The following is a 14,406-nucleotide window of genomic DNA, read 5'->3' on the forward strand; positions in this document are numbered from 1 at the left end:
TGGTATGTGTAAAATAATTTTTTAATTGTAAGTGTTTAGTAGTTAAGTAGGTAGGTCAAATATAGTAAAATTTACTATTTAAAAAATATTTTTTCTGTTTAACCGCTGAACTGTAATAAAAAAAGCCCCAAGTGGATTTTTTTGATTTTATTTTTTTACATGATTTCTTACAAGTTCTAAAAATTATTTTTTTAAAGGAAAATTTGCTTCGAAAGTTTTGAATCGGGAGTCGAGATTTTTAAGCAATTGTTTTTTTACGGAAGTATCTTTTATAAAACTATAATTAATACTGTTGTAGACAAACTGTTTAATATCAGCGTACGTTATGTCTTTGTATCTTTTGGCTAAAAGTACATATTGCTCTGTCATATTAGTTCTTAATATTCCAGCATCATCCGTACTTATGACAATAGGAACACCAAATTCTTTGTACAATGGCAATGGATGGCGGTTTTCTTTTACTTTCAAAATAAATTCATTACTCACTAGATTTATTTCGATAGGAATTGTTTTCTTAGCCATATATTGCAATAACTCATAAGAATTTTGCTCATATGCCATGTCCACACCATGACCAATACGATTTGCCCCAGCAATATATACCGCAGCATTAATGTGCCAAGTCAGGTCTTCTGGTTGCACTAAACCAAGAGTAAGTTCACCTGCATGTAGCGTGTATTTTACATTTGGATACCGGGAATGACAATATTTAAACATGACCATGTGCAACCAATAATCTTTCATTGATGTTTCGCCATCTTCCGGAGAAACAATGTTTACTCCGGCCATAAGCGAACTGCTATCAGCCGAGATAAAAGCAATTACCAGATTTTTAAATAAATCTACGGGTTCCATAAAACGCAATACAAAATTTTGATAGCGCATCGTGAAACGGGCATCATCAATTTTAAGGTCGGTATGCAGTTTGGCTACAAATTTAGTATTAAAGTCATTGGCATACGACGCGGCATCCTTTTGCAGCAAAGCATTGTAAACAGAATCCAGCAATTTCGTTACCGCTTTTTCATCTTTTACTTTTGCCAATTGTCTCAATCGGGTATTGAATTGGGTCAAATCATCAGTATTCATAGCACAAGGAATCGTAGCTAATTGCGTTTCAATATAACTTACGTTTTCTGTAATAGCTCTGTTTTTTAGTTCCAATATTCCTTGTCCAAAATTACCTCTGATTGCTGGTTCAAATTTCATAAACGATTCAAAAAATAACTTGTCCGATGGATAATCCACCTGATTATAATCTTTTACAGACCATTTTTGCATGATTTTTTGCTTGTACACATTTAATTGTCCACGGCTTTTCAATGCTGAAAATTGTTCCCAGTTTCCTGTAGAAGGTTTTTCTTTTTGAACTTCCATCGTTTCGATATTCAGATAAAAATCTTCTGAAACAGCATGTTCCAATAAAGGTTCCGCATAAATCGATCCGGAATAGTGGTGGTGTAAATCGCCTCCTTTTGGCATTAGAGAAAAGAAAGCGGTTAATTGAGCTTCATTATTTCTAATTTTTTCAAAATAGTCATTGGTTGATTGGGAATAACCAATATTCATTAGTATTGAAAAAAGTAAAGTATAAAGTAATTTCATAGTATGATTTTTTCTAAAAAAACAGTTGTGATCTGTTTTTTGCCAAATTTAAGCAATTCCATTTTCTGTTTGTGCAACGACTAAAAATTTTTACTTTTACAACTCTTGTTAAAAAGAGGATTATTGCCTCTTTTACTATTATTTTTAATCTTAATTTTCCCAATTGCGTATTGTTTTATTGACTTCTTTTTGAAATTTTTACTTTTTCGAAATGTTGTTTTTTCTCAAATAGCTACATAAAAAATGAAACAGTATTTTAATTTTTTCGATTTCACTTTAAAAGTCAATTATAAAACAGAAATTTTAGCGGGTTTAACGGTTGCCATGACCATGATTCCTGAATCGTTGTCTTTTGCTATACTGGCAGGTTTTCCGCCTTTGACAGGTTTGTATGCCGCTTTTATTATGGGTTTGGTAACTGCGGTATTTGGAGGGAGACCTGGTATGGTTTCCGGAGGAGCAGGAGCAACTGTGATTGTTTTAATCGCTTTAATGAAATCAAACGGTTTAGAATATGTTTTTGCAGCAGTTGCTTTGGCGGGGATTTTGCAAATTTTAGTTGGTGCTTTTAAACTGGGCAAGTTCATACGCTTGGTACCACAACCGGTAATGTTTGGGTTTGTTAATGGATTAGCGGTAGTTATTTTCATGTCACAATTGGAACAATTCAAAACTGTTGTCAATGGTCAAATTCAATGGCTTTCTGGAAGTCCCATGTTTATTATGCTGGGTTTGGTAGCTTTGACAATTGCAATTGTATTGTTTTTTCCAAAAATCACTAAAGTTGTTCCGGCCTCATTAGTAGCAATTATAGTTGTTTTTACTTTGGTTTTTTTCTTTGGTATCGAAACCAAAACAGTCAGTGATATTGCTTCAGTAAGTGGAGGTTTTCCGCCATTTCACATTCCTAATATTCCAATAAATTTCGAAACTTTACAACTCATATTCCCTTATGCTCTAATTATGGCATCAGTAGGATTAACGGAAGGTTTATTGACTTTGAATTTAGTGGATGAAATTACCGAAACGAAAGGAAACGGAAATCGAGAATGTATTGCGCAAGGAAGTGCAAATATCCTAAATGGTTTTTTCTTCGGGATGGGTGGTTGTCCTATGATTGCGCAAACGTTGGTGAACCTTTCCGCAGGTTCCAGAGCCCGCTTATCAGGAATTATTGCTGCTTTTACAATATTGATTATTATTTTATTTGGTGCCCCAATAATTGAGCAATTACCCATGGCTGCTTTGGTTGGCGTCATGATTATGGTTGCTATTGGAACATTTGAATGGGCTAGTTTCCGCATCATCAATAAAATGCCCAAACATGATATTTTTGTTGGCGTGGTTGTGGCGTTAATTACTATTTTATTGCATAATTTGGCTTTGGCCGTTTTATTTGGAGTTATTATTTCTGCTTTGGTTTTTGCTTGGGAAAGTGCCAAAAGAATTCGTGCCAAGAAATATATTGACGAAAAAGGAGTGAAGCATTATGAAATATATGGACCTTTATTTTTTGCATCTACAGCAGTATTTGCTGAAAAATTTGATGTTTCAAATGATCCAAGTGAGGTAATTATTGATTTTAAAGAAAGTAAAATTACGGATATGAGTGCTATTGATGCCGTGAACAAAATCACGGAGCGGTATGCTAAACTGAATAAAACAGTTTATCTGCGTCATTTAAGTCCCGATTGTCGTCAGCTATTGAAAAATGCTGATAAAGTCATTGAAGTGAATATTATTGAAGACCCAACCTATAAAGTGGTTAGTGAATAATTTCTATGATTTCTTAATTTCTATTTTTTTTTGGATTTACTTAAATTGTCATTTACTCTCGCCTCAATAATTTTTTTTAAAAGAGTATCGGGGATTGGTTTTTCAGGTGTAAAACGGATGGTTCCTTTTGATACACTAAAATCGTTTAGTTCTTCTTTGAATTGTTCAACTGTTTTTGAGTTCCAAGGAAAAAAACTGCAATGATTTTTAAAAGCTGCAAAACCCACTAACATTCCGTGGTATTTGTATGCAGGCATTTGGTAACTAATTACTTCTTGGGCTTCGGGAACAATTTCTTTTATGGTTTGTCTTAGTTTTTTAAGCACAATTCTCTGCTGCTCGGGAAGTGATTCCAGGTATTTGTCAATAGCAATGCTGTTAGTATCAGTAGATTTATTCATACGATTTTTATCATTTAAATTAAAGAAAAAATCAATTGGTAAAAAAATTAGTATGCGCTATTTTAATTCGGGTCTGAATGAAATTTTATTTTACCAATAGATCCTGTTGGCGTTGGGATTAATTCAAAAACAGAAGTAGGAGCGAGCATCGGTTCAATGCGATGAGAAACATATAAAATAGTCATTTTAGTTTCTAGCATCAACATATTAATGAGTTGTATCACCAAGGCTACATTTTCATCATCTAAACCCTCCACAGGTTCGTCTAGAATGACTAATGGCGGGTGTTTCAGTACGGCGCGAACAATCAGCGCCACTCTTTGTTGACCAAGGGAGAGTTGACTGAATATTTTGTTTTTTAGATGACTCATCTGAATTACCTCAAGCCATTGGGCTACAATTTGTTTCTGTAAAGTGGTTGGCTCAGTGTATAATCCGATAGTATCAAAAAAGCCAGACAAAATCATTTGTTCTAAACTATTATTTCTTTGGAATAATTCCATCATTGCCGTCGAGAAAATACCAATTTGTTTCTTGATTTCCCAAACACTTTCACCGCTTCCTTTTTTTCTGCCAAAAAGATATAATTCTTGTCCATATCCTTTTGGATTATCTCCTGTAATCATGGATAAGAGGGTGCTTTTTCCAGAACCGTTTGGGCCAATGAGTTGCCAAAATTCCCCTTGTTTAATCGTCCAGGATATTCTGTCTACAATTTTTCGATCCTCATAACTCACGGAAATTCCATTCATTTTTATAAGAACACTTTCGTGATAATCAAAAGGTTTTAATGATTTAGGGATTTCAGGCTTTACTATTGCTTTTTGATTTGTTTCAGTTGCATTGATTTTGTTTAAAGCAAAAGAATTATCGATTATATGCCCTTTGTTTTGAATGAAAGGAAGTAAATCTGTAGCGCGATTGACCAATTGTATAATGCGAACCGAAGCTGATAATTTCTCGAGTGAATCGGCCAATGTAACTCGAGAGGGCTGATCTAAGTGATCAAAAGGATTATCAAAAATGATGTAATCTGGATTTTGATTGACACAATAGCGTAAAAACTCCTTTTTTTGTTCACCGGAAGAAAAAGTTCGTAATTTTCGGTTTGATTCCGTAGCGGCTTCTACACTATCATATCTATTTTCTTTTTCGATGAATTTTTCGATGGAAATATCAGAAAAAAGAATTCCTTTCAGATCATTAAAAGTTGTTAATTCTCCCTTGGCTTCCCCTGAAATCAAGGTTTCAATAAAGACTTTTTTGTTTACCTGATTCGATAAAAGAATGTTCCAATGTGTATTTTTGTACATTTTAAAATAAGTAATTTGAGATGCTAAGATGCATGGGCAAAATTAAACGTATACTTTTCCAAACACAACTTTTATAGCTTTTATATAACATTACTTTCAGTATAATTCAAATCAGTATGAAACGTTTCTTTTAATTTTCCAAGTGCTAAAATTGATGTCACCGATAGAATTGATCCTACAATCATGCCTGCATTGAGAATATTACCATCGAAAAGGTGGTCTCTGAAAAAGCCATAAATTAAGATGATTAATGGAAGGGAACCCCGAACAAAATTAGGAACGGTTGTCGTTACTGTTGCCCGAATATTAGTTCCAAATTGCTCCGCAGCAATAGTTACAAATATAACCCAATAACCTACAGAGAATCCCATAATAAAACAAAGTATGTAGAAAGTGGAAGCTGTAATTCCGAAAGCATTCAAATACACAAAAACCATAATGAGATTAAATATCAAAAATAAGCGCATTATTGTTTTTCGGCTTTTTAGCCACTGGCTTAACAAACCGCTGGCAATATCCCCAAAAACTAATCCGGCATAACAAAAAGCAATCGCTTTTCCCGCAGCAATAGTTTCGAAACCCTGAACGCCAAGTGCTTTGGCAAATTCAGGAGAAAAAGTAATGAGAACCCCAACTAAAAACCACAAGGGAACTCCTATAAGGATGCATTGAAAATACTTTGAAAATCGTTTTTTATCCGTGAATAAAGACAAGAAATCCCCTTTCTTTTCTTCGCTTTCGTGTACTTTCTTGAACATCCCGGATTCGGTAATGCTGATTCTTAGAAAGAGTAAAAGAATTCCCAAAACACCTCCGGCATAGTAACACAAACGCCAATCCTGAAAAATTTGATAGACTAAATAAGCAGCTACAGCTCCGGAAACGCCCACCGAAGCGACAATCATAGTTCCATACCCTCGTTTTTCTTTCGGTAAGGATTCTGCAACCAGCGTTATTCCGGCACCTAATTCACCTGCAAGACCAATTCCTGCAATCAATCTCCAAAAGGCATAACCATCAACAGTAGTTACCATTCCATTGGCAATATTCGCTACAGAATAAATTAAGATGGAACCAAATAAAACGGAAATCCGTCCTTTTTTATCGCCTAAAATTCCCCAAAGAATACCACCAAAGAGCATCCCGAACATTTGCATGCTAATCAAATATTCCCCTTGGTTTCGAATCGCATCTCCAGTAACTCCAAGGTCTTTTAAACTATCGGTACGGACAATACCAAAAAGTAGTAAATCATAAATATCTACAAAATAACCCAGTGCTGCCAAAATTACTGCGGCATTAAGAATACGGGTTGGTTTATTAATTTCAAGGGATTGATTGCTGCTCATTACTATTCTTGATTTAGTACAAGTTGCATCAATAAATCGGTTTGTTCTTCATTTCCTAATATGAAAACATGTTTGTCAAATTCGACAAAACCATTTTTTGAATAGAATTTTAGCGCTCTGTGATTTTCTTCCCAGACACCAAGCCAAATGTAATCAACACCAGTTTCTTGTCCAATTTTTTTTACCTTATCAATCAATAACTGACCTACATTCTTTCCGTGAAATGCTTGTGAAACATAAATTCGATGTACTTCCAAAGCATTTTTATTAATGGTTTCGGTTTGGGCATCGCCAAAATTTATTTTCAAATAACCAAGTATTTCGTTGCCTGAAGTGGCCAGATAAAAATGGGAATTTGCATTGTTTAATTCAGAAGTTAATTGTTCTGAATTAAAACTTTCGCTTACATAATTAGCAATATTTTGGGGTGTATTTACCGCTGCAAAAGTTTCCATAAAAGTTTGGGTACCTATCTTTTGTATTGTTTCAAGATCAGATAGTGTGGCTTTTTTAATTTCTATTGGATTCATAATAGTAAATGGTCAATTGGTTTTTTTCAAAACTCAAAAATACACAAAAATTTTGGGTAACAATTTTCATTTTCTATTATACTATTAAACAAATCAATTCATAGATTCTTACTTTGTTGTTTTCAATTTGTACTTTTGGAACAATTAATAAAAGAACTTGAAAGAGTATAGTGTATGAAAATTGTTATATCACCGGCCAAATCCTTAAATTTTGAAAAAGAGTTGCCCACTCCACTTCACACAGATGTCCAGTTTCTAAAAGAATCACGACAAGTTCATAAAGTTTTAAAAGAAAAAAAGCCTGCTCAGTTGTCTGATTTAATGAGTATTTCGGACAAACTCGCTGATTTAAACTGGAAACGTAACCAAGAATGGAAAACACCTTTTAATACAGAAAATGCCCGTCCTGCAGTTTTTACTTTTGATGGAGATGTATATACCGGATTGGATGCCTATTCGATTCCAATAGAAAAATTGGAAACGTTACAAGATAGTTTGAGAATATTATCCGGTTTGTATGGCTTGTTGAAACCATTGGATTTAATACAAGCGTATCGGTTGGAAATGGGAACAAAACTGCCTATTGGGGATAGCAAAAATTTATATGAATTTTGGAAAGCAACGGTTACAAAAGCATTGAATAAAGAACTTAAAAAAGGAGAATTGTTTATCAATTTAGCCAGTACCGAATATTTTTCGGTGATTGATGTCAAAGCCTTGAAAGTTCCCGTAATTACTCCGGAGTTCAAAGATTATAAAAATGGAAAACTAAAAATAATCAGTTTCTTTGCCAAAAAGGCTAGGGGAATGATGGTCCGCTATATCATTGATAGCAATGCGAAAACAATTGATGATTTAAAAGGATTCAATTATGAAGGGTATCAATTTGATGCTAATTTATCAAAAGGAAATCATTTGGTATTCACTCGATAAAATGATTTCAGATTGCTGATTAACGATTTTTGATTGCAGAAGTTTTAAACCTCTTAAAGTAGATATTTCGTATTTATTAACACGAAATCTAAAATCGTTAATCTGCAATCAAAAATTTAATGCATGGCATCTGCAGGATTGATTTTGTTCTTCCCTTTTTTAATCAAAAAGATTATTGGAATACAGCATAAAAACATAACGCCGAGGTAAAGAAAAATATCCATATAAGAAAGAACAGTACTTTGCTTCATGACTGAATAATCAATCACCTGATAGGCTTTTTTCAAAGATTCATTACTAGTAAATCCTTTGGACATAAAACCCTTTTGCAACATCATTACTCGTTGTTGGACTACTAATCTGCTTCCGTCTAAATGAGAAACCAAATTTACCCGATGTTCCTGACTGAATCTAGTGATGAAAGTAGTGATAATGGCAATTCCGAAGGAACCTCCCAGTTGTCGCATCATTCCTGTAAAAGCTGCTCCTTCACCAATATTTTTCCCTTTTAATGTGGAAAGAGAAAGTGTCGTTATAGGTACAAAAAGTAATCCCAATCCGATTCCTCTTAAAATCAATCCCCAATAAAGATGTTCCACTCCAGTATTGGGTGTCATACTATTGTGCATCATCAGCGTAAAGAAAAAGAATATTAAAAAACCTATACCTACCATATACCCTTGAGGAACGCCTCGTTGAATTAATTTACCAATAATAGGCATCATAATAGCGGTCGTGATGGAACCTGGAATAAGTAATAAACCAGCATCAGTAGCGGTCCATCCTAAAATGGATTGTGTATAAATGGGGATAATTAAAGTAGAACCATAAAGCCCAAATCCGAGTATAAAACACATTAAGGTTCCAATTCGTAGATTTCCGTCTTTTAAAACACTTAAATTTACAATAGGATGTTTATACGTCAATTCTCTCCAAATAAACAATATTAAACCAAAAACGGATACAACACTTAAAAATGTAATTACTTTATTGTTGAACCAATCGTCTTGTTGACCATGCTCTAGAACAAATTGCAATGAACCAACGAAAGCTGTCAAAAGAAAAATTCCTAACCAATCGACCTGTTTGGCTTTTAATTTTTCACCGAATTTAGGGCTTCTTACAAAACTCAGTGCCAAAATAGTAGCAATGATTCCAAGAGGAATATTGATATAGAAAATATAAGGCCACGAGAAATTATCAACAAGGTAACCTCCTAATGGCGGACCTAAAGTAGGCCCCACAATTACACCCATTCCATAAATAGCCTGGGCCATACCGCGTTTTGCAACTGGATAACTCTCGGTTATGATAGTTTGAGCGGTAACTAATAAGGCACCACCGCCCAGACCTTGAATAAATCTAAAAGCGATAAGTTCCCATATATTATTAGCATTACCACATAAAAAGGAAGAAACAGTAAAAATAATGATGGAAACCACAAAGTAATTTCGTCTTCCAAATTGTTGCGAAAGCCAACTCGTCATTGGAATTACAATAACATTTGCAATAGCATAAGCAGTAATAACCCAGGCAACATCATTTAATGTGGCACCCAGACTCCCCCTCATGTTCGTTAAAGCTACATTGACAATAGTAGTATCTACGATTTCCAGCAATGCACAAAGTACCGCTGTAATCGTAATTAGAACTCGTCTGTAACCGTATTCTACTAAATCATCTTCTTCTTTTACTTGTGCCATTTTAGTTTAAATGTACGTCAACATCAACATTCATTCCCGGTCGTAATAATTTTATTTTTTCAACATCATTAGATGCATTCAGGCTTATTTTTACAGGTAATCTTTGAATGGTTTTTACAAAGTTCCCAGTGGCATTATCCGGAGGCAAGATAGAAAAACGAGAACCGGTTGCAGGAGAAAATGAAGTTACAGAACCTTCGAAATCATAATCAGGATAAGCATCTACTTTGATAGTTACTTTTTGTCCAATAATCATTTTGTTCAATTGCGTCTCTTTGAAATTAGCAATTACCCAAGCATTAGAATTGTTGATGATGTAAAACAAGGATTGTCCTGGTTGAACCAATTGTCCCGGTTGGATATCAATTTTTGAAACCTGACCATCTATAGCTGCAGTTATTACTGTGTACGACAAATTTAGATTTGCAGCGTCCAGCATTGCTTTTGCTCTTTTGATATTCGCAGCAGCAACTTCAGTTTGTTTATCAGAAACTTTTGATTTAGCTACAATAACTGATTTTTGATACGAACTTGCTTTTTCTTGTTGTTGTAAAATACGGATTTGACTTTCCGCTTCTTGCTTGGCAGCTAATGCTTGCTCATATTGTTGTTTTGTAATCGAATGATTTTTATATAAATTGTCATAACGATTGTAATCACTGGTGATTCTGCCTAGTCTAATTTTTGCAGTTTCGATATTTCCACTAGCGGATTGTACATTAGCATCTGAAACAGAAATATTCGCCAAAGCGCTACCGATATCTGCTTTTGAAACTTCAAAATTTCCTTCAGCAGCTAATAATGCAGCATTTGCTTCATCAATTTTTAATTGATAATCTCTTTTGTCAATAGTAAAAAGCGTATCGCCTTTCTTTACAAAATCATTGTCCGTTATATATACTTTGTCCACATATCCTGAAACTTTAGGAATTATTGGATTCATGTTTTTTTCAATCTGTGCATCGTCAGTTTCTTCATGAGATAACGAGTGCATGTATTTATAAGTTCCATAAGTTACGCCTAATACGATCAAAGCCACTAGGATAATAATAAATTTTGTATTTGTTTTTTTCTTTTCCATGTGATTGCTGATTATATTTTTGAAAGATTGAATGATTGTGATAACTGTCCGGTAACAGAAAGTAATTCGTAGTATTTCTGAATTATATTTGCTTTTGCCAATGCTTTATTAATTTTTGAACCCAGTTGCTCTACATCTGCTTCCAGTAAATCATTGGTGTCAGAAAGTCCGTTGTCGTACTTGTCTTTTATAATTCTATAATTTTCTGCTGATTGTTCTACAGCTTGTCCATAAACCACATTTTGTTTTAAGGCTAAATTATAGTCTTCAATTGCTTTTTGGACTTGAATTTTGATATAATCAGTAAGTATTGCTTCTGAATTTTGTACTTCTAATGATTTACTTTCGGCTAGTTTTACCATAGTTCCATTTTTAAGTATGGAACTTAAGTCATAAGAAATACCCACTCCAAAATTCATTGCATTTTGAACCGTAATCACATTTTTTAAGTCTAATGCAGTATAACCACCAATAAGGGAAATGGCTGGATAATACCCGCTTTTTGCCATTTTGATGTTAGCCTTGCTTGCTTTTCCTTGAAACCGAATAGCTTCTAAATCTTTACGATTTTGTAATGCCGGCTCTTCATTAGTTGGAACATTATCCATTTGAAAATTAGCAAAATCACTTTCTCTAATTTCTAATTTGGTTTCAACTGGTAATTTTAACAAAGTAACTAAATAGAAATTTACAATATTCAAGTTGTTATTTTCTTCGTCAATTGACAATTGAATTTTCGAAACCTGTAATTGTGATTTCAGTAAATCGTTTCTTGGAATAACACCATTTTTTTCTAGTTCACCAAAGTCTGTGGCGCGTTGTTGTGCACTTTTTTGATTTTCTTTTAATAACTCTATTGTTTTTTGTGCTTTATACAAATTAGCGTAGTTATTAATCACTTTCATTGCAATTTCTTCCTTTGTTTGGGAAGCCGTTGCTGATTCTGCCTGATACAAATTATCATAAACGGTAATGCTGTTTTGGATTTTAAAACCTGCAAAAACGGGTACGCTCGCATTAACTTGACCAATCATCAATTGATCTACAACTGGCATCGGTTCCGCATTACTGCTTTTGTTTATTTTTAAATTTACCGAAGCTTTTGCCAATCTTTGATATTGCCCTGAAACTTTTAAATCAGGATATTGATTGTTTTTTATTGATTGCAATTCGTGTTTTTTAGTTGCCACTTTGGTATTGGCTAAACTAACTTCATTGCTTTTTGTCCAAGCCAAATGAATGGCTTCATCGAGCGTTAAACTCGTTTTTTCTTGAGCTATGGATGAAATTCCGATAAAGAAAATCCCAAAGAGCATTAATTGACTAACTTTCATATATCAGAAGGGCTTTTATAGTTTGTTGGATGTGCTTTGTCAAATTGGTTTTTATATAGTTATTATATAATTCTTCGGTTTTCAAATTTAGTAAATTTTCGAAGAAGGGTTTATTCATGTGAAAATGAAAAAAAGTACCAAGAATTGTTGGAGTTATAAGGGGAATGATAATGTCTTTTCTAAAAACGCCTTTCGTTTGACCTTCTACGATTATTGCTTCAAGGGATTTTAGATTTCCTTTTTTTAATTCTGTAAAAGACTGAAAATTCAAATCTCGTTTATTAGTTGCAAATTCAAAATGTAAAATTCTATAAATTCCTTTATTGCAATTGATTCTATTGATATAGAGCTCGATTAACTTATTAATTTTTTCAATGGGTTCGAGGTTTTCTTGCAGTAATGTGTCTAATTGGGTTTTTAAGTCGGAAGTTCTATATATAATTAGGGATTCCAGCAAACGCTCTTTAGATCCAAAATAATAGGAAACCATCGCGATATTTATTTTTGCTTCTTTTGAGATGTTTCTTATTGATGTACCATCAAAACCTTTTTCAGCAAATAGTATTTCCGCTACCTGAAGAATTTTGATTTGTTTCTCGTTAAAATCAGTATTTGATCCCATACATTTTAATTATTGCACAAAATTAAACAAGTGTTTAATTTAAACACTTGTTTAATTTTATTTTAACATAATTTTAACATAATAAAATTGATTTTATTATGTTAAAAATGGGTCTAAAAAGAAATTTTAGTGAAATATGGACCTAAAAAAAGTTAAAATAAATCAATATTGCTCTCCTCTCAAAATTGTGAATATCTATTTTAGGAATGATGATTTTTTTTACCTCTAAAATCTATCTTTGACATCCTTAAAAAAAAAAGAGATGAGCACAATTTGGTATGAATGCAAAGTAAAATATAGAAAAACAGATGAAACTGGTGGACAAAAGATTACGACAGAACCTTATTTGGTAGATGCGTTATCTTACACAGAAGCGGAATCCAGAATTAATGAAGAGATGTCGGCGTATATAAGTGAAGAATTTAAAATCACGAATATAAAAGTAGCCAATTATGCTGAAATTCATCCTTTTGAAAATGCAGATCGTTGGTTTAGATCTAAAGTGTCATTATTGGCGTATGACGAAGAAAGCGGTAAAGAACGCAAGACGAATATGTATTTATTAGTGCAAGCTAATGATGTAAGGGAAGCTTATGATAACACCATCAGTGTGATGAAAGGCACGATGGGCGATTATACTATTCCAGTTGTATCTGAATCTCCTATTATGGATGTTTTCCCTTATTTCAGCGGGGAAGAAGGGGAAACAGAACAATTAGAAAGATTCAATACGCTTAAAGGTTCTAAACCGGAAGCAGCCACAGAAATTGTGGATCATATGGAATTTGAAACGGCTCCTGAAGAAGAAGCTGCAGTTTAAGATAAGTTGTTTTCAAAAAAAATTACCGCAAATTTGTAAATTATAGAAATAGTGGCTAACTATTTTTATCTGCGAATTTGCGGTTTTTTAATTTAACCCTAAGTTTTCCATAATTTCAATTAGTGCTGTTTGGCTAAGACTTTTTCATATGCTTTTCTAGAGCTTCCTCTGAAAAATACTTCGCCACAATACGTATAACCTGAATTTTTAAAAATTTTCATCATGGCTATATTGTCAAAATTGGTATCTGCTTTTATGCTGTATATATTATTGCTTAGCGAAAAATCTTCTATGTGTTTAAGAATCATTTTAGCAAAGCCTTTACCTAAATATTTTTCAGAAATGGCTACGCGGTGCAGTACTACAAAATCATCATTTGTTAGCCAGTTTCCTTCAATTTTCTCATAGGCAGGTTCGTCATTGATTAGTATCGCACTATAACCGATGATAGTTTCTCCTTCAACCAAAACAAATCCTTCCCCTTTTTCAATATCTTTTTGTACAACTTCTGGATTTGGATAACCGTCTTGCCATTGGGTACTGCCTTCTTCTTTTCTGCGTAGGATAGCTTGTTGTAAAATTCCCCATATTGAAGCTATTTCAGATAGTTCCGCTTTTCTAAAGTGATAATTCATTATTGTAATTTAAGTTTTTTACTTAATTCGTGTGCTTTAAAAGTACAAAACAAACTTTAAATTTTGCGAATTCAAATTATAGGATGTATTTATTTTTAGAAGAACAGTTTGCTGAGCAGAAGTGTTTGTTGTTTATGCTGCGCAAATGTCTCTGACTTTGCGTAATTTTCAGCATCTGTTTAAATTAGTAGCGTCATAAAAGTCTCTGACTTTTGAATACTTTTTTTTAAGAACATGTTGTAGAGCAGAAGTGTTTGTTGTGTATGCTGCGCAAATGTCCCTTGCTTTCCGAAGTGTTTGTTGT

13 protein-coding genes are annotated in these 14,406 nt (G+C 33.5%); 3 read left to right on the forward strand and 10 right to left on the reverse strand.

The features are described 5' to 3' along the window. Positions 1–183: 183 nt before the first annotated feature. Entirely contained in the window at positions 184–1,605 is a 1,422-nt protein-coding gene (locus ACNQGG_RS16420) for an adenosine deaminase (RefSeq protein WP_417965790.1), read from the reverse strand. A 243-nt stretch (positions 1,606–1,848) separates the two neighbouring features. Between ACNQGG_RS16420 and ACNQGG_RS16425 the strand changes: the two genes are divergently transcribed. Next, a complete protein-coding gene (locus ACNQGG_RS16425; RefSeq protein ID WP_417965792.1) occupies positions 1,849–3,381 on the forward strand; it encodes a SulP family inorganic anion transporter in 1,533 nt (510 codons plus the stop codon). A gap of 20 nt (positions 3,382–3,401) precedes the next feature. Here ACNQGG_RS16425 and ACNQGG_RS16430 read toward each other — a convergent pair whose 3' ends face one another. The 4 genes from ACNQGG_RS16430 to ACNQGG_RS16445 all read right to left on the reverse strand — a co-directional run bounded on the left by ACNQGG_RS16430 (position 3,402) and on the right by ACNQGG_RS16445 (position 6,974). Further along, complete coding sequence (locus tag ACNQGG_RS16430) at positions 3,402–3,782, reverse strand: iron chaperone (protein WP_417965794.1); 381 nt, start codon at positions 3,780–3,782, stop codon at positions 3,402–3,404. 62 nt (positions 3,783–3,844) lie between these two features. After that, a complete protein-coding gene (locus ACNQGG_RS16435) occupies positions 3,845–5,095 on the reverse strand; it encodes an ATP-binding cassette domain-containing protein (RefSeq protein ID WP_417965795.1) in 1,251 nt (416 codons plus the stop codon). 80 nt (positions 5,096–5,175) lie between these two features. Then, on the reverse strand, positions 5,176–6,444 hold the full coding sequence (locus ACNQGG_RS16440; RefSeq protein ID WP_417965798.1) for an MFS transporter: 1,269 nt from the start codon (positions 6,442–6,444) through the stop codon (positions 5,176–5,178). Positions 6,445–6,446: 2 nt separating this feature from the next. Beyond that, on the reverse strand, positions 6,447–6,974 hold the full coding sequence (locus tag ACNQGG_RS16445; RefSeq protein WP_417965801.1) for a GNAT family N-acetyltransferase: 528 nt from the start codon (positions 6,972–6,974) through the stop codon (positions 6,447–6,449). A gap of 174 nt (positions 6,975–7,148) precedes the next feature. Between ACNQGG_RS16445 and yaaA the strand changes: the two genes are divergently transcribed. Beyond that, positions 7,149–7,907, forward strand: a complete 759-nt coding sequence (gene yaaA / locus ACNQGG_RS16450) for a peroxide stress protein YaaA (RefSeq protein WP_417965803.1) — start codon at positions 7,149–7,151, stop codon at positions 7,905–7,907. A 116-nt stretch (positions 7,908–8,023) separates the two neighbouring features. Here yaaA and ACNQGG_RS16455 read toward each other — a convergent pair whose 3' ends face one another. From ACNQGG_RS16455 to ACNQGG_RS16470, 4 genes are read right to left on the reverse strand one after another with little or no spacing between them, the layout of a single operon-like run. Next, the gene (locus ACNQGG_RS16455; protein WP_417965805.1) at positions 8,024–9,610 is read right to left on the reverse strand and encodes an MDR family MFS transporter; all 1,587 of its coding nucleotides are present in this window, start codon (positions 9,608–9,610) and stop codon (positions 8,024–8,026) included. A gap of 1 nt (position 9,611) precedes the next feature. After that, positions 9,612–10,691: an HlyD family secretion protein gene (locus ACNQGG_RS16460; protein ID WP_417965807.1), complete on the reverse strand. Its 1,080-nt coding sequence runs from the start codon at positions 10,689–10,691 to the stop codon at positions 9,612–9,614. 11 nt (positions 10,692–10,702) lie between these two features. Continuing rightward, the gene (locus ACNQGG_RS16465) at positions 10,703–12,025 is read right to left on the reverse strand and encodes a TolC family protein (RefSeq protein WP_417965809.1); all 1,323 of its coding nucleotides are present in this window, start codon (positions 12,023–12,025) and stop codon (positions 10,703–10,705) included. Next, positions 12,015–12,647, reverse strand: coding sequence for a TetR/AcrR family transcriptional regulator (locus ACNQGG_RS16470; RefSeq protein WP_417965811.1), 633 nt, complete (start codon positions 12,645–12,647; stop codon positions 12,015–12,017). Before ACNQGG_RS16470 ends, ACNQGG_RS16465 begins: the two co-directional genes overlap by 11 nt. Positions 12,648–12,909: 262 nt before the next feature. Here ACNQGG_RS16470 and ACNQGG_RS16475 point away from each other — a divergent pair, with 262 nt between their 5' ends. Then, complete coding sequence (locus ACNQGG_RS16475; protein ID WP_417965813.1) at positions 12,910–13,467, forward strand: DUF4494 domain-containing protein; 558 nt, start codon at positions 12,910–12,912, stop codon at positions 13,465–13,467. 119 nt (positions 13,468–13,586) lie between these two features. Here ACNQGG_RS16475 and ACNQGG_RS16480 read toward each other — a convergent pair whose 3' ends face one another. Continuing rightward, positions 13,587–14,102 carry a GNAT family N-acetyltransferase gene (locus tag ACNQGG_RS16480; RefSeq protein ID WP_417965815.1) on the reverse strand — a complete coding sequence of 172 codons (516 nt, stop codon included), beginning with the start codon at positions 14,100–14,102 and terminating at the stop codon, positions 13,587–13,589. Between the last annotated feature and the right edge of the window lie 304 nt (positions 14,103–14,406).

The sequence above is a fragment of the Flavobacterium esculini genome, from assembly GCF_048284325.1.
In the GTDB taxonomy this organism is placed as follows: domain Bacteria; phylum Bacteroidota; class Bacteroidia; order Flavobacteriales; family Flavobacteriaceae; genus Flavobacterium.